The sequence below is a fragment of the Undibacterium sp. KW1 genome, from assembly GCF_009937955.1.
Lineage (GTDB): Bacteria > Pseudomonadota > Gammaproteobacteria > Burkholderiales > Burkholderiaceae_D > Undibacterium.
Genome location: NZ_AP018439.1, coordinates 693,091 through 708,528, shown reverse-complemented (window position 1 = coordinate 708,528; position 15,438 = coordinate 693,091). Strand labels below are relative to the sequence as shown.

Here is a 15,438-nt window from a genome sequence, read left to right as displayed (position 1 = left end):
TCGTCATCAGATAGTGGAATCACCATGTTGCGTTTTAAGTCCAGCGGTAAAAACCTGTTCGCCTTGTCAGCAGTGAGCCTGATCCTCGCTGCCTGTGGTGGTGGCAGTAACCAGGATGCCAAACAGGCAGCCGCCGTGCCACCATTGTCACCGGCACCAGTCATACAAGCAGCAACCGCTGCCGATATCCTGAGCTTCACTGGTAAGCGCCAAAACTATACCATTACAAGGCAAGGGTCCACTTATGTGATTGTCGATACCCTCGGCGGTACGGCACCTGTCACTGCACCTGTAACGACGACGACCCTGCAATTCAGTGATTTTCGCGTCAATCTGCGCATAGGCGACAAGGCTGCAGCACTTTCAGTCACCAGTCTGAACAATCTGATCGACCTGTACGTGGCCTTCTTTAACCGCGTGCCCGATGCTGATGGCCTGGCTTACTGGATAGACCAGGTACAGGCAGGCATGACCGAAGCGCAAATTGCTGAAAGTTTTTATCTGGTTGCACTACAGTCTCCTGCTCTGACCGGGTATTCCAGCGGCATGAGCAATGACGACTTCATCCGCATCATTTATAAAAATGTGCTGGGTCGCACTGGCACTACTGCACCAAATGCGGCAGAAATCGATTACTGGTCCAGTCAGCTCAAAAACGGCACGCCCAAGGGCAGCATGGTCAGGGCTATCCTGGTATCGGCCCGCGAATACGCAAATGACGCCACCTGGGGCTGGGTCACCAGTCTGCTGAACAACAAACTTGATATCGCCAATTATTTTGCGGTACAACAGGGCCTGAGCTATCTGACTCTGGAAGACAATATCACCAAGACCATGGCGATTGCCGCCGCAGTCACCAGCACCTCCACCTCGGCTGCCCGTGACCTCATCGGTGTCAGTGGTAACCCGATTAACTCTTCACTGATCGCCCCGGGTACGACAGGCATCTATGGTTCACCCGACAGCCTGGCGAATATCTGTACACCGAATGGCGAAAAGAGCTGGGTACGCGCCCACCTTGATGATGTCTATCTGTGGTATCGCGATATCGTCAATGTACCTGCCGCCAACTACAGCACACCCGCCAGTTACTTTGACGCACTGATTGTCAAATCCAAGGACAGGTTCAGCTTCACTGATGCACAGGGCAGCATAGATGATTATTTCCAGTCTGGTGAAGATGTCAGTTATGGCTATAGCCTGGTGCGTGAAGGCAGCAAGATACGTGTGCGCTACGTTCAACCTGGCTCTCCCGCTGACATTGCGCAGTTGAAGCGCGGCACGACACTGGTCAGTGTTGACAGCACGGACCTGGGCGGCTCGTTGAGCAATGCACAATACGATGCCCTGTTTCCATCTAAAACCGAAACCCATAGCTTCAGGGTGCAGGATACCAATGCAGCAAGCAGCCGCCTGGTGAGCATGACATCCACCACCGTCACAACAGCCCCCGTACTGCTAGACCAGATACTGAACGTGAATGGTAAGAAGATAGGCTATATGGTCTTCACAGATCACATCCGCACGGCAGAGGCACCTTTGGTAACCGCGATGCGCAAGTTCCAGAATGCACGTGTTGATGACCTGGTACTTGATCTGCGCTACAACGGCGGTGGCTACCTGTATATCGCCAATGAATTATCGACCATGATTGCCGGTTCCAAGGTTGTTAACAAAGTGTTTGAACAATTGCAGTTCAACGACAAGCATACCGACCTGACAGCAGATAATGTCTCTTACTTCTATGACACGGACACCAACAACCGTCTCTTGCCGCAACTGAACCTGCCAAGGGTGTTCATCCTGACTGGCAGTGGTACCTGCTCAGCCAGCGAATCCATCATCAATGGTCTGAAACCTTTCATGCAAGTCATTTTGATTGGTGATACTACCTGCGGCAAGCCTTATGGCTTCGTCCAGACCAATAACTGCAAGACAGCCTACTTTGCGATTCAGTTTGCTGGCGTCAATGCAGCAGGTCAGGGCGACTTCACGAATGGTTTCTCACCCTTGTGCAAAGTATCTGATGACTTGAATCATGATCTGGGCAATCAAAGCGAATCACGCCTGTCTGCTGCGCTGACCTATGCCAGCACAGGGTCCTGCCCAGCCGCAGGCTTCAGCCCTGCACCACCACCGCTGGAAGGTTCACCTATCCGCGACAAGAGCATGCAGCCATGGCGCAATATCAAATTGCTCAAATCGGCGAATATGCAAGCCAGGTAAGCAAATGAAGTAAACGAAGTGAACAACAAAAAAGCGCACATTGTGCGCTTTTTTGTTGTCGGCTGTGTGACCTGCTGAATGAACAGAAACTTTGATCAGTCACCTGATCTGCCAGTTTTAATGCATCACCACCCTGCGCATTTTTTGTGAGATATACGCCAGGCTGACCAGGCTCATCAGGGCACACACCAGAAAGGCGATGCCAACTGCGACGACACTCAGGGTTTCACCTTTCAACACCTGGTTCATCATCTGGTTTTGTGACAGCACCGGCACCCACTGGAACCAGGAAGGCTCGCGGCCAGGGAACAGGATAGGTACCAGAGATACAAAGGGGATAAACATGGTCACCATCTGGTTGCGTACCTGGGCTTCTTTATAGCTTTTGCAGTCCAGTGAAATAGCAATCTGTATCGCGGCGACGCTGGCGGCCAGCGGCAGCAAGACCAGTAAGAAGCCCATGGCATCCTTGAAATTGAACTGGAATTCAGCACGCAGGGTTTCATTATGGATCAGCCATTGCGAAGGAAAGAAGCTGAAGATGGTCAGCACCACCACGCCCATACCAACAATCGCGACCGCGCCCCATTTGCCTATAGTCAGTTGCCAGCCACTGACTGGGTTCATCATCAATGGCTCGAGCGAACCGCGTTCGCGTTCACCAGCAGTCGTATCAATCGCGGCATACATGCCACCAAGGACGATGGCCATCAAGACCATCATGGGCAGCATGGTGGTGATGGTGGCCTTGCGTTCTTCCGGTTTTTTGATGTGACGTTCGCGTATGTCCAGGCGCTGCAGTAATTCCAGCGACACGCCACGCATGGCCAGCCCCAATGTAGCCAGTTCCTGCGAATAGCCATCCAGCAAACGGCGCAGGGGACGTACACCAAATTCTGCCTGGCGGTTTGAGGTATCAAAGGCTATTTCCAGAACACCCCTGCCACCTGATGCCAGCTTCTCATCAAAGTCATCGGGGATCAGCAAGACGGGCTGGTCAAGTTCCTTGCTTTGCGATTTGGCCGCATAATCATCAGGCGCGGTCTTGATTTGATAACCCTGACGCAGGATGAAATTTTCCAGGCCATGTGCATGTTCTATACCTTTGACGAGGACGGTACGTTTTTCTTCCTGCGATTCAACCTGGGTCAGCACGACCGAAAAAATCAGCAGCATCAGTGGCACGCCCAGCAATGAGCTGATCAGGGCTACCATCAGGGTGCGGCGGTCACGCAAGGCATCACGCAATTCCTTGCGCAGGATTGCTAAAGTGGCTTTCATCAATTCACTCCTGTCAGGGATTTTTGCGGATGCAGGAATGCCAGTTTGACGAAGGCATCTTCAAAATTATCTTCACCGGATTGCGCCAGCAATTCTTCTACCGTGCCATGCGCCACGTCCTTGCCCTGGGCAACGATGACAACCTGGTCGCACAGGCGCTCTACCTCTTGCATGATGTGAGTGGAAAAGATGATGCACTTGCCACCACCTTCTGGCGAGCGCAGGAAGCGCAAAAATTCCCGCAGCGCGCGGGTAGCGACGACGTCCAGACCGTTGGTGGGTTCATCCAGAATGATGTTCTTGGGATCATGCACCAGAGCTCTTGCGAGCGCGGTTTTCATACGTTCACCCTGGCTGAAACCATCGGTGCGGCGGTCCAGCAATTTGTCCATATCCAGCCATTGCGACAACTGCCTGGTGCGCTGTTCTGCATGGGCAGTGTCCATGCCATGCAGCAGGCCATAGTAATGGATATTTTCCCTTGCGGTCAGGCGCGGATAGAGGCCACGGGCATCTGACAAAACCCCCATGTGTGACTGCGTCGATGAAGTACCGGCCTTGACAGCTGTGCCATCGACCATGATCTGTCCTTCATCGGATTGCAAGAGTGCGGCGATCATGCGCAGCGTGGTGGTTTTGCCTGCGCCATTTGCACCCAGCAAACCGGTAATGCAGCCATCGCTGGCGCTGAAGCTGACGCCATCAACAGCCTTCACCACTTCACTGGTTTTTTTCATCAAGCCCAGGCTGCGTGCAGCATTGACAAAAGCATTGCCTGAGGATTTGCCGAGGCGCACAAATTCTTTGTGCAAGTCATTGACGATAATCATGGCTTGGCCTCCTTGCCCGCTTTGCTGGCAGCGGGCGGCACCGGTGCCTGCCAGGCCAGCGCACGTGGTATCTGGCGCACGCAGGTGGTATCGACCTTGACGGCTTCGCTGTCTTCTTTGGCATTTAAAAAACGGTGTACTACATCGCGTATGCAGCCTTGGGCCAACAAACCGTGACCAGTATTTTCTATGACGACATGACGGGCATTCGGGCCCAGCGCCTTGGCAACTTCATCACCATACCTGGTGGGCGTGACGGGATCAAGGCCACCGCTGAGCAACAGGGCGGGCGAAGCTGAGGCGGGCACCTTGAAAAAGTCTGCGGGTATTTCGCTACGCGGCCATTTTTTGCAAGTCTGGGTGTATTGATCAGCCACGAGTTTTTCAAAATCATCATTGGCAGGCAAACTTGCCGACTGTGCGAAAGCTTCACCGCACCAGACCGAGAAATGCATGCCGTAAGAAATACCACCGGGGCCAGGCAAATTGGTAGCACCTGTCATGGTCACCAGCGGCGCATAATTGCCCTGTTCCGCCTGCGTCAGCGCATAGGGTAAAGCGGATAAAGAATTGGGGCTGTACAGAGTTTTATGGACCAGGCCCAACAAACTGTCACGCGTCATCTCGGTCTTTATGGGTGTACCCATGCGTGGGTGCGTGATACTGATTTTTTGCGGCTGGCTGGCCAGCAGTTTTTTCCAGCGGTTCTCCAGGTCAGGGTAGCTGGCATTGCAGGCGGCTTCTTTGTTGCAATCCCTGAACAAGGCATCCAGCGCTTTTTGTGCATCGGCACTGGCCAGGCGCATGCTGGGTGGTACCACGCCATCGAGCACGATGCGGCGCACGGATTGCGGGAACTGGCGCAGGTATTCAAGCCCGGCACGCGTGCCATATGAAGCACCGACGACATTGATACGGCCATAGCCTTGCTTCAGGCGTACCGCCTCCAGATCCTGCATGGCAATGCTGGTGCCAAAGTATTGCAGCTCGCCATAAGGCAAGGTTTGCAACTGGCGCATGCAGTCGTCGGTGACTTTGACTCTTTGTTCCGGCGATAAAACTTCTTCGGCTTTTTCGAGTTCAGGACATTCCAGCGGCGCACTGCGGCCGGTGCCACGCTGATCAACAAACACCAGATCACGGCGACGGTTCAGGCGTGCCATCAGGGTAGTCGCCCAACTGGCGACGCTGATGGCACTTTGGCCTGGGCCACCAGCAAGCAGGAAGACGGCATCCGGCAATTTATTCCTGTCCTGCGAAGGGATCACAACATAGTGGATATCGATCTGCTTGCCTTGCGGTTGCGCCGGGTTCAAGGGTCTTTGCACCTGACCGCATTGCACTTCTTGCGGAAATTCTGGCAGGCGGCAAGCCTTGGTGGGTGAAGTAGTGGCTGCGGCATTGGCATGTGCAGTCACCGCACTGCATAGCGCCAGGCCAGACATGAGCCTCTGCATGAATCTTTTGTTCAAAGTGGTCTCCTGAAACTGCTTACTTGAATAGCAACTTCAGGAGTCTAAGCGGAATTACTCAATCAGTAAATGGCAGTTGAGTTTGCGTGCCAAGATTAGTCAGCAAAGTCTTGATAGGTGCAGGCAAACCCAGTTGCACTGCTTCACTCAGCGGATGCCAGCCATGCTCGCCCTCTGCAACTTGCAGGTGACGTTTTTTGAGTTGTACATGCACTGGCAGGATATGTAATTTGAAGTGAGTGAATACATGGGCAAAAACCGGCAAGACCTGAAAGCTGGCGATGTCACCAAAACGGCTGGCGCGCTCACGCACAGTCGCCATTTGCGCATCGACAGAAAAGGCATCATCCTCGCCGCTATATTCTTGCATGCCTGCCAGCTCTGGCAGCGACAGCAAACCACCCCAGATGCCGGTGGGTGGCCTGCGCTCCAGCAAGACTTCTGGACCATCCTGCACCAGCAGCATGATGGCCTGTTTTTCTTTTTGCGCCTTTTTAGGTTTGCGTACCGGCAGCTCTGCGGTCCTGCCTTGCGCATAAGCCACGCAGCGTGTCTGGAAAGGGCATAGCGTGCATTTAGGGCTGCTGCGCGTACATACCGTAGCCCCCAGGTCCATCAGGCCCTGCGTATAAGCGCCTATGTCTTGCGCGGGCAATAAAGCCTGGGCGCGCAGCCACATATTGTCTTCAACGGGTTTAGTGCCGGGATAACCATCTATGCCAAACACACGGGCAAATACCCGCTTGACGTTGCCATCCAGAATTGCGGCCACCGTGCCATAAGAAAATGCCGTGATCGCAGCGGCCGTTGAGCGGCCTATGCCTGGCAATTCTTGCAACAAGGCAGGGTCAGCCGGGAACTTGCCCAGGTATTTATCCACCACCTGTTTGGCGCACTGATGCAGGTTACGGGCGCGGGTATAATAACCAAGGCCGGCCCAGTGTTCCATGACTTGTCCGGCCGGTGCGGCGGCCAGGTCAAACACGGTAGGAAAAGTTTCCAGGAAGCGTTTGTAATACGGTATAACTGCCGTGACCTGCGTTTGCTGCAGCATGATTTCAGACAGCCAGACGCGATAAGCCTCATGGCTTCGCTGCCAGGGCAAGCCGTGGCGGCCATGCTGTTTTTGCCAGGTGATGAGCGCTGCAGAAAAACTGGGATCGACGTATGGGGCAAATCGCGGGGATGAGGCAGGCTGACCCGCGGGGTCAGCCTTGCTGCGTGATGCTGTAGACTTCATTATTTCAGGCAGCCACCCTGAGCGTCGTCAGTTCTGCAGTCAATGCGGCCCGCAGGGTATCTTCGAGATCGGTCAGCGCTTTTTTCTGCGCATCGATATCGGCCTGCAAGCTTTCAAACGACGATATCTTGTCTTCCAGGCTGTCGGTTGCCACATGGATGCGCTGTATCGATTGCATGCGGTTTTTCAACTGCCCTTTATGCTCACGTATCTGTGCTTCCAGCGGTGCCATGACGACTTTTTGCCAGGCTTCGACATCGCGGTTGGCTTGCAAAAAGCTTTGCTTGACGCGGGCAGCGACAGAATCAAAGAACTTGTGCATCAACACAACTTGCGGTGTGGTCAGCAAAGTGGCTGTGCTGAACTGCTTTTGATACACGCCTTCAATCGCTTCGACTTCCTTGATGTATTTATCCAGAGAGAATGACATGGGTGACGACAAGGCCAGACCATGTTCAGTCGAAAACTTGCGGTACATGACCGTCATCATTTCCGAAATCTCATCGGTCTTTTTATTCGATGTCTGCAGGTTCAGTTTAACCTGAGAAAAGAACTGCTTGACCGAATCACGCAGGCCTACCGAGAACTTGCTCTTCTCCATGGCTTCCCGTGATTTGCGGATTTCTTCGCGCAAGATGTCCATGCCCAGGCTGGTATATACCTCAGTCGATAAACGGGTAAACACCGAGCGCGTGCCCTGCATGCGCAAGAGGCTGGCGTCGAATTCTTTTTTCTCGGCATCGATACGCTTCATCATGTGTTCGATGACGTTCATATTCTTGCCGCGCAGGCTCTTCAATTCCATCATCTGCTCAACCATGCTGCGGCTGCGGGCAGAAATAACGGCCTGTTGCGCATGGATGATTTCATTGATTTCTGAAGTCATCTGGGCGCGGATGATGTTTTGCTTGGCCGGTATCAATTCCTTGGACAAAGCATATTCCAGCGTAGGCAGGCGGCTCCTGGCCAGCAAAGGCGCATCTTTATTGATTTTGGCAACCAGGCCTTTTTGTGCAGAGATAGGGAAAATCTGCTTTTCTTCCAGCCCCAGCGTATGCGCAACCGTGCTGACCTGGCGGACGATCTGCGCTTCGACTTCTTCAGGCGTACGCAACTCATCCCACATGCTGTCTATCTTGTTCAGGACGACCATGCGGCCAGGGCCATTGCCGATATTATTGCGCCAGACATCGATATCGCTCTTGGTCACACCAGTGTCGGCGGCAAGGATGAACAAGACTGCATGCGCATTCGGTATCAGGTTCAGTGTCAGTTCAGGCTCGGTACCAATCGCATTCAGGCCAGGCGTATCGACGATGATCAGGCCTTCCTTCAACAAAGGATGAGGGAAGTTGATAATGGCATGACGCCATTGGGAAATCTCTACCAGGCCATCTTCATCGACTTCCAGCGGTGCATCGGGGTCGTTTTCATCAAACAGGCCATATTGTTTGGCCACGTCTATGCTGACCTTCTTGGTCAGGCTGACTTGCTTGAAGGCTTCCAGCATGCCGTCGCCAGAGCTGATGTTCAGCGGCAAGACCGTCCATACATGGCTTTGGCCCTTGTATTCACTGGTCGATTGCGCTTCGGCACGGGTTTCTATAGGCAGCAGGCGTATGCAGGGCGGGATGGTGTCGTCATACAAAAGCTCGGTAGGGCACATGGTGGTGCGACCGGCAGATGACGGCAATATACGCTGGCCATAGTCTGCAAAGAAGATGGCATTGATCAGTTCGGACTTGCCGCGTGAAAATTCAGCAACAAAGGCGATGGACAGTTTGTCGTCAACCAGACGCTCCATCAGACGTGCAATACGCTGATCACTGGCGGCATCGGCCATATCCGATCCATGTATCCATGACCGGTACTGCTCCAGCGCTTTGACCACTCCTTTGCGCCAGTCGCTGTACTCCTGGAATTTCTGAACCAGATTGCTCATGTTCCCCTCAGTTAACTTTTTTGATATTCCAAGTATATATGGAAGCGTTAAAAAAATACGCGTAAATCGAATTTTGCTTACATTTCAGCCAGATTTGTGGGTTTATTTCTGACATTTTGCACAATAAAAGCTGCTGCGTTGTCCTTGTTTTATCTGTCTGACGGCTTCGCCGCAAACGCGGCAGGGTTCGCCAGTGCGGTCATACACAAAGTAAGATTGCTGAAAATACCCGCTTTGCCCATCCACGCCCATGAAATCTTTAAGAGTGCTGCCACCTGCCTCAATCGCTGCCGCCAAGGTCGCCCGTATGGCCGCTTCCAGTAAAGTATAGCGCTTAAGGCTGATGCGTCCAGCCTGAGTTTTAGGATTGATGCCCGCCCGGAACAGGCTTTCTGATGCATAAATATTACCAACACCGACCACAATATCCCCGGCCAGCAAGACTTGCTTGATGGGGGCACTACGGTTTCTTGTTAATTTATATAATAATTCTGGATTAAATCCGGCTTCCAGCGGCTCTACGCCCAACTGGCGTATCAGCAAATGCTCTTCCAGATCACCATCGGCCGCATCATGCCAAAGCACAGCGCCAAAACGGCGTGGGTCTGTCATGCGCAAGGCAAACTCGCCTACGACAATATCAATATGATCATGCTTTGCCGGGGGTAGATTTTTATCCAGCACGCGCAAATGCCCAGACATACCCAAATGGATGAGCAGGGTGCCATGCTCAAAATGCAATAACAGGTACTTGCCCCTGCGCCCGGTCGCCAGAATACGCCTGCCCATCAGCAAGGCAGGCAAGTTGGTGGGAAAAGGCCAGCGCAAGCCAGCACGGCGCATGATGACGTCGGTGACCTGCTTGCCAGTCAGGTGCGGCTCTACGCCACGGCGGGTCACTTCTACTTCAGGTAATTCTGGCATGGGAGGGAACTTTTACCATTACAATCTGACACAGTGTATATACGCAGTGAAACCCACAGTTGCGCTGCTTCAGCGTAAAATCAGTCATCAACGTCAAATCCGGATTCGTTTTGAAAACACTGCCTACTCTTATATTTAACCCTATTGTATCCGCAATATCATCCATGTCGGCTACCACGCTGTGGCGGCCTGCCGCACTATTATTAAGTGCAGCACTGATCAGCGGATGTGCCAGCGTAGGCAAACAAGGCACAGCTGCTGAGGACACGCATCATGTCAGCGATGCGGCACAGGCAGCCCTGTCTGCAGAAAAAACCCTGAACGGCGTAGCCAGTGCACCGGTCTATGAAGACCCCTTGCCTGAAGTCAAGCTGACCGAGGAATTATTCTACAAGATCGTCACCGCAGAGATCGCCTTCCAGCGTGGCAGTTGGCAAAGCGCCTATGTCATCCTGTACTCGGTGGCAGAACAAACCCGCGATCCGCGTATAGCCAAACGGGCGGCAGAAATCGCGCTGGCCGCCAAACAATCAGGCGAAGCGCTGCAGGCTGTGCGCCTGTGGCGCGAACTGGCACCGAACTCAAATGAAGCTACCCAGTATTACCTGGGCTTCATGGTGATGAATAATAATCTCGCTGAAATCCAGTCTGTCTATACCGAAAAACTGAAGTCATCTGATCCCAAACAACTGGGCGTGATGATGTTGCAGGTGCAGCGGCTGTTGTCGCGTGCCCGGGACAAGAATGGTGCATACAATACACTGACCACCCTGCTGCAACCATATAAAGACAGTCCTGATGCCCACATGGCACTGGCACAAGGTGCCTATGTCAAGGGTGACAACAAGCTCGCCGTCAGTGAGGCACAACAAGTACTGAAAGCCAGGCCAGATTCTCAACTGGCGGTGCTCACCGTTGCCCAGGCATCTTCACAAGAAGATGCTGCCAAGGCCTTATCGGCTTTCCTGGTAAAAAACCCCAGTGCCCGCGACGTGCGCCTGGCCTATGCCAGCATACTGATAGACCTGAAACAGCTGGATCAGGCCAACCGCGAATTTGAAATCATCGCACGCGACAAACCTGATGATATCAGTGCCATCTACACCCTGGGTGTACTGGCGATGGAGCGTAACCAGCCGCAAAAAGCCGAGGCTTATTTTCTGCGTTATCTGCAGTCACTCGAAGGTAAGACCGGCGAAGAGCGCGACCCGACCACAGCCCTGGTCAATCTCTCGCGCATAGCGGCTGAGCGCAAGGATTACAAAGCCGCGCAAGACTGGCTGGCGCAGGTGGATTCTTATGATGGCCGCAATCCTGCCTGGTTCAATGTACAGATACGCCGTGGCTTCTTGCTGGCCAAGGAGGGCAGGCTGCTGGAAGCACGCGCCTTCATACAGCAAATCAAGACCAGTAATGAAACCGAGCAAATCCAGCTGATACAGACCGAAGCGCAGCTATTGCGTGACGCAAACCTGCCGGATCAGGCCAGGGCAGTGCTGGAACAAGGCATTAAGCAGACGCCGAATAATCCTGACTTGCTGTATGACTTTGCCATGCTGGCCGAGTCACAAAAAGACATCAGCAGCATGGAAGCCTCATTGCGTAAGGTCATAGAACTGGCACCCACCAGCCAGCATGCCTACAATGCTCTGGGTTACTCTTTTGCTGACCGCAATGTGCAACTGGACGAAGCCAATACTCTGATAGAAAAAGCCAACCAGCTGGCACCGGATGATCCTTTCATCCTCGATAGCCTGGGCTGGGTCAAGTTCAGGCTGGCCAAGTATGACGAAGCAGAACAAGCCCTGCGCCGCGCCTATCAGATGCGCCCTGATGCCGAGATAGGAGTGCATCTGGGTGAAGTCTTGTGGACCATGGGACAGAAAGATGATGCAAAAAAAATCTGGCGCGATGCCCTGAAAAAAGACCCGGAAAACCAGACCCTGAAATCCACGCTGGAAAGATTGAAAGTCAAACCTTGATATGAAAACTATGGGAACTCATGGTTTATACATCTGAGTACATCTGAGTTCTGATATGGCAGCACAGCGGCGGACAGACAATGTCCGCCTTGTCATTTGTACCCGAACATACGCACAACCAACACAGCAAACATGCCATCAAATACCCGATTTAGCCTGCTCGCTTCAGCTCTTTTTTGCACCTTATTCAGCACTGGCTGTGCCAGCCTGAACAGCCAGACGCAAGCACCGGCGGCAACTGTAGTCAGTACCGCAACTGCCAGCACCCGGCAATATCAGCAGCAGATACAAATCAGCGGCAAGATATCCATCCAGTACCAGCAGGCGGACAAGCCGCAAAGCCTGCCCGGTGGCTTTGAATGGGAGCAGGATGCTCAAGGCATACGCATCACCCTGCTGTCACAACTCGACCAGATCATGGCGCGCATCACGCAGAATGCGCAGGGGGCAACACTGGAGCTAAACGGCAAGGCCCCGCGCACTGCCAGCGACCTTGATCAGTTATTGCAAGATACCCTGGGCTGGTCTTTGCCAGTCGCAGGTTTGCGCGACTGGCTGCAAGGCTTTGTCGCCATCGACGGCAAGCAATTGGTCGCGGTGAAAGCAGAAGACCAGACCGTCAATACCCAGGGCTGGAAACTGCGCTATGTCAGCTGGCATGAACAACCGAGCTTCCCGAAACGCATAGACTTGCAAAGATATACCGAGCAGGCTGGCGATGTTTCTATCCGCATTGTGGTGAATGAATGGAAATAATGCGACTGGACAATTGCCCGGCCCCCGCCAAGCTCAATCTGTTTTTACATGTGACAGGCCGCCGGGCAGATGGTTATCACTTGCTGCAAACCGCCTTCCAGCTGATTGACCGTTGCGATTACCTGGATGTCGAAGTGCGCGCCGATGGCCAGATATGCAGAACTAATGAGATAGAGGGCGTCCCTGCGGACAGTGACCTGATCGTGCGTGCAGCAAGATTATTGCAGAGCCATACCGGCAGTAAATTGGGTGCCAATCTGACACTACGCAAGAACCTGCCCATGGGTGGAGGCCTGGGTGGCGGCTCATCCGACGCAGCCACTACCCTGCTGGCACTCAATCATTTATGGCAAACCGGCGTACAGCGCGATGAGTTGACGAAACTGGCCCTGCAACTGGGTGCTGATGTCCCCTTCTTTCTGTTCGGGACAAATGCCTTCGCAGAGGGAGTCGGGGAAGAATTGCAGGTTTTGCACACACCGGACGTCTGGTTTGTGGTGCTGGAACCGGGCGTACAAGTCCCCACGCCTGCAATTTTTTCGGCAAAGGAGTTGACAAGGGGCACAAATCCCGTCAGAATAGCGGACTTTTCCAGTGATGCAAAACATAATTGGAAAAACGATCTGCAAACAGTTGCCTGCGCATTGTTTCCGCAAGTTGATGCAGCCATACAATGGCTCTCACAATACGGCGATGCAAAGATGACAGGATCAGGAGCTTGTGTTTTTTGTGCCTTTGCCGACGAGACGGCAGCAGACACAGTGTTAAAGCAAGTGCCAGATCGCTGGACATCATGGAAAGCAAAAGCACTGAGTAGCCACCCGATGGCGCAGAAATTGGGATCGAAAAATATTTGGCTTGAAGCCAGTTTAACGCTAAAATAGCGGCGAACTTGGAAACAGGCAAACGGTTGTGTAGGGGAGTCGCCAAGCTGGTTAAGGCACCGGATTTTGATTCCGGCATGCGAAGGTTCGAATCCTTCTTCCCCTGCCATTAAATTAAAGCCGCCGCATAGATTGTGCGGCGGCTTTTTCAGTTTTATCAGCGGCCATTTTTGTATAAAACCCATGCAAAATAAGCCAGACCCACAAAATCTCAGCCGATAGGTCCCAGCCATGGCAAATGCGCGCGCAAATGACAACATGATGGTTTTCACTGGCAACGCCAATCCTGCACTGGCTGCCGGTGTTGCCAAACAACTCGGCATCCCCCTCGGCAAGGCAGATGTTTCCAAATTCTCTGACGGCGAAGTCATGGTCGAGATCAACGAAAACGTGCGCGGTAAAGATGTATTCGTTCTGCAATCCACTTGTGCACCCACCAACGACAACCTGATGGAAATCATGTTGATGGTTGATGCACTGAAACGTGCTTCTGCCGGTCGTATCACTGCTGCCATCCCTTATTTTGGTTATGCCCGTCAGGATCGTCGCCCCCGCTCTGCGCGCGTGGCGATCTCTGCCAAGGTGGTTGCCAACATGCTGGAAGAAGCCGGTGTAGATCGCGTGCTGATCATGGACTTGCATGCTGATCAAATCCAGGGTTTCTTTGATATCCCTGTTGATAATATTTACGCCTCACCAATTTTGCTGGGTGACCTGGTCGCCAAGAATTACGAAGACCTGCTGGTAGTGTCTCCTGACGTGGGCGGCGTGGTACGTGCCCGTGCCTTGGCAAAACGCCTGGGTTGTGACCTGGCCATCATCGACAAACGCCGTCCTAAAGCGAATGTCTCTGAAGTCATGAACATCATTGGTGAAGTTGAAGGCCGTAACTGCGTCATCATGGATGACATGGTCGATACTGCCGGTACACTGACCAAAGCCGCTGAAGTATTGAAGGAACGTGGTGCCAAGAAAGTATTGGCTTACTGTACTCACCCAGTCTTGTCCGGCCCTGCGATACAACGTATTTCGCAATCGCCATTGGATGAACTGGTCGTGACAGACACTATCCCGCTGACAGAAGCTGCCCGTGCCTGCTCCAAGATACGTCAATTGTCTTGCGACAGCCTGCTGGCAGAGACTTTCCGCCGCATCACCAAGGGCGAGTCGGTCATTTCCCTGTTCACGGACTAAACTATTTTCCGGCCCTGCCATCTCCATGATGGCAGGGCTATTTTCTGGACCCCTGGTCGCGGGGGTTCAACACCGCAAAACCGCATAAACGGTTTGCATTTTTTGGAGTAACACCATGAAAGTAATCGCATTTGCACGCAAAGAACAGGGGACCGGAGCGAGCCGCCGCCTGCGCAATGCTGGCCAAACACCTGGCATCATCTACGGTGGTACAGAAGCCCCAGTATCCATCACTCTGGATCACAATGCGCTGTACCATGCATTGAAAAAAGAAGCATTCCACTCTTCCATTCTGGACCTGGAAGTAGATGGCAAATCAGAAAAAGTATTGTTGCGCGACTTCCAGGTCCACGCCTACAAACAACTGGTTTTGCACGCTGATTTCCAACGCGTAGATCCTAACCAAAAAATCCACGTTAAAGTGCCTCTGCATTTCGTCAACGCTGACGTATCCCCAGCTGTGAAACTGTCTTCTGCAGTGATCAGCCACGTTGCTGTTGAACTGGACGTTTCCTGCTTGCCAGCAGATCTGCCAGAATTCGTTGAAGTTGACCTGTCCAAACTGGAAGCCGGTCAATCCATCCACGTATCTCAACTGACATTGCCAAAAGGCGTGACAGCTGTTGTACACGGTGGTGACGCTACTGTTGCTATCGCTGTTGTGCCAGCTGGCGCAACTTCTGCAGAAGCTGAAGCAAAATAATTTG

Annotated in this window: 12 protein-coding genes and 1 tRNA gene; 7 read left to right on the top strand and 6 right to left on the bottom strand. The window is 53.0% G+C overall.

Annotated elements, in window-relative coordinates:
* The first annotated feature begins 24 nt into the window (after window positions 1-24).
* The gene (locus UNDKW_RS03220) at window positions 25-2,226 is read left to right on the top strand and encodes a DUF4214 domain-containing protein (protein ID WP_162057549.1); all 2,202 of its coding nucleotides are present in this window, start codon (window positions 25-27) and stop codon (window positions 2,224-2,226) included.
* 117 nt (window positions 2,227-2,343) lie between these two features.
* On the opposite strand, the gene UNDKW_RS03215 is transcribed toward UNDKW_RS03220, so the two are convergent.
* The 6 genes from UNDKW_RS03215 to mutM form a co-directional block, all read right to left on the bottom strand.
* A complete protein-coding gene (locus UNDKW_RS03215) occupies window positions 2,344-3,507 on the bottom strand; it encodes an ABC transporter permease (protein WP_162057548.1) in 1,164 nt (387 codons plus the stop codon).
* Window positions 3,507-4,337 (bottom strand): ATP-binding cassette domain-containing protein, encoded by an 831-nt coding sequence (locus tag UNDKW_RS03210; RefSeq protein WP_162057547.1) that lies wholly within the window; start codon window positions 4,335-4,337, stop codon window positions 3,507-3,509. Before UNDKW_RS03210 ends, UNDKW_RS03215 begins: the two co-directional genes overlap by 1 nt.
* The gene (locus tag UNDKW_RS03205) at window positions 4,334-5,809 is read right to left on the bottom strand and encodes an alpha/beta hydrolase (RefSeq protein WP_162057546.1); all 1,476 of its coding nucleotides are present in this window, start codon (window positions 5,807-5,809) and stop codon (window positions 4,334-4,336) included. The genes UNDKW_RS03210 and UNDKW_RS03205 overlap by 4 nt, the downstream gene beginning before the upstream one ends.
* Before the next feature lie 58 nt (window positions 5,810-5,867).
* On the bottom strand, window positions 5,868-7,049 hold the full coding sequence (mutY, locus tag UNDKW_RS03200; protein WP_162057545.1) for an A/G-specific adenine glycosylase: 1,182 nt from the start codon (window positions 7,047-7,049) through the stop codon (window positions 5,868-5,870).
* 4 nt (window positions 7,050-7,053) lie between these two features.
* Window positions 7,054-8,991, bottom strand: coding sequence for a dynamin family protein (locus UNDKW_RS03195; RefSeq protein ID WP_174247562.1), 1,938 nt, complete (start codon window positions 8,989-8,991; stop codon window positions 7,054-7,056).
* Between the two features lie 102 nt (window positions 8,992-9,093).
* Window positions 9,094-9,915 carry a bifunctional DNA-formamidopyrimidine glycosylase/DNA-(apurinic or apyrimidinic site) lyase gene (gene mutM / locus UNDKW_RS03190; protein WP_162057544.1) on the bottom strand — a complete coding sequence of 274 codons (822 nt, stop codon included), beginning with the start codon at window positions 9,913-9,915 and terminating at the stop codon, window positions 9,094-9,096.
* A gap of 164 nt (window positions 9,916-10,079) precedes the next feature.
* On the opposite strand from mutM, the gene UNDKW_RS03185 reads away from it, so the two are divergent.
* The 6 genes from UNDKW_RS03185 (at window position 10,080) to UNDKW_RS03160 (ending at window position 15,434) form a co-directional block, all read left to right on the top strand.
* On the top strand, window positions 10,080-11,897 hold the full coding sequence (locus UNDKW_RS03185) for a lipopolysaccharide assembly protein LapB (RefSeq protein WP_162057543.1): 1,818 nt from the start codon (window positions 10,080-10,082) through the stop codon (window positions 11,895-11,897).
* A 132-nt stretch (window positions 11,898-12,029) separates the two neighbouring features.
* Window positions 12,030-12,653 (top strand): lipoprotein insertase outer membrane protein LolB, encoded by a 624-nt coding sequence (gene lolB / locus UNDKW_RS03180; protein ID WP_162057542.1) that lies wholly within the window; start codon window positions 12,030-12,032, stop codon window positions 12,651-12,653.
* On the top strand, window positions 12,653-13,537 hold the full coding sequence (ispE, locus tag UNDKW_RS03175; protein ID WP_370529075.1) for a 4-(cytidine 5'-diphospho)-2-C-methyl-D-erythritol kinase: 885 nt from the start codon (window positions 12,653-12,655) through the stop codon (window positions 13,535-13,537). The genes lolB and ispE overlap by 1 nt, the downstream gene beginning before the upstream one ends.
* A 32-nt stretch (window positions 13,538-13,569) precedes the next feature.
* Window positions 13,570-13,646 (top strand) — tRNA-Gln (locus UNDKW_RS03170).
* A 122-nt stretch (window positions 13,647-13,768) separates the two neighbouring features.
* Window positions 13,769-14,731, top strand: coding sequence for a ribose-phosphate pyrophosphokinase (locus tag UNDKW_RS03165; protein ID WP_162039708.1), 963 nt, complete (start codon window positions 13,769-13,771; stop codon window positions 14,729-14,731).
* Window positions 14,732-14,846: 115 nt separating this feature from the next.
* Window positions 14,847-15,434, top strand: a complete 588-nt coding sequence (locus UNDKW_RS03160; protein ID WP_162057540.1) for a 50S ribosomal protein L25/general stress protein Ctc — start codon at window positions 14,847-14,849, stop codon at window positions 15,432-15,434.
* Window positions 15,435-15,438 lie beyond the last annotated feature (4 nt).

Excerpts from the sequence above, each read along its gene's own strand:
- UNDKW_RS03220 (WP_162057549.1), top strand. The coding sequence starts at position 25 with ATGTTGCGTTTTAAGTCCAGCGGTAAAAACCTGTTCGCCTTGTCAGCA.
- UNDKW_RS03215 (WP_162057548.1), bottom strand. The coding sequence starts at position 3,507 with ATGAAAGCCACTTTAGCAATCCTGCGCAAGGAATTGCGTGATGCCTTG.
- UNDKW_RS03210 (WP_162057547.1), bottom strand. The coding sequence starts at position 4,337 with ATGATTATCGTCAATGACTTGCACAAAGAATTTGTGCGCCTCGGCAAA.
- mutY (WP_162057545.1), bottom strand. The coding sequence starts at position 7,049 with ATGAAGTCTACAGCATCACGCAGCAAGGCTGACCCCGCGGGTCAGCCT.
- UNDKW_RS03195 (WP_174247562.1), bottom strand. The coding sequence starts at position 8,991 with ATGAGCAATCTGGTTCAGAAATTCCAGGAGTACAGCGACTGGCGCAAA.
- mutM (WP_162057544.1), bottom strand. The coding sequence starts at position 9,915 with ATGCCAGAATTACCTGAAGTAGAAGTGACCCGCCGTGGCGTAGAGCCG.
- UNDKW_RS03185 (WP_162057543.1), top strand. The coding sequence starts at position 10,080 with ATGTCGGCTACCACGCTGTGGCGGCCTGCCGCACTATTATTAAGTGCA.
- lolB (WP_162057542.1), top strand. The coding sequence starts at position 12,030 with ATGCCATCAAATACCCGATTTAGCCTGCTCGCTTCAGCTCTTTTTTGC.
- ispE (WP_370529075.1), top strand. The coding sequence starts at position 12,653 with ATGCGACTGGACAATTGCCCGGCCCCCGCCAAGCTCAATCTGTTTTTA.
- UNDKW_RS03165 (WP_162039708.1), top strand. The coding sequence starts at position 13,769 with ATGGCAAATGCGCGCGCAAATGACAACATGATGGTTTTCACTGGCAAC.
- UNDKW_RS03160 (WP_162057540.1), top strand. The coding sequence starts at position 14,847 with ATGAAAGTAATCGCATTTGCACGCAAAGAACAGGGGACCGGAGCGAGC.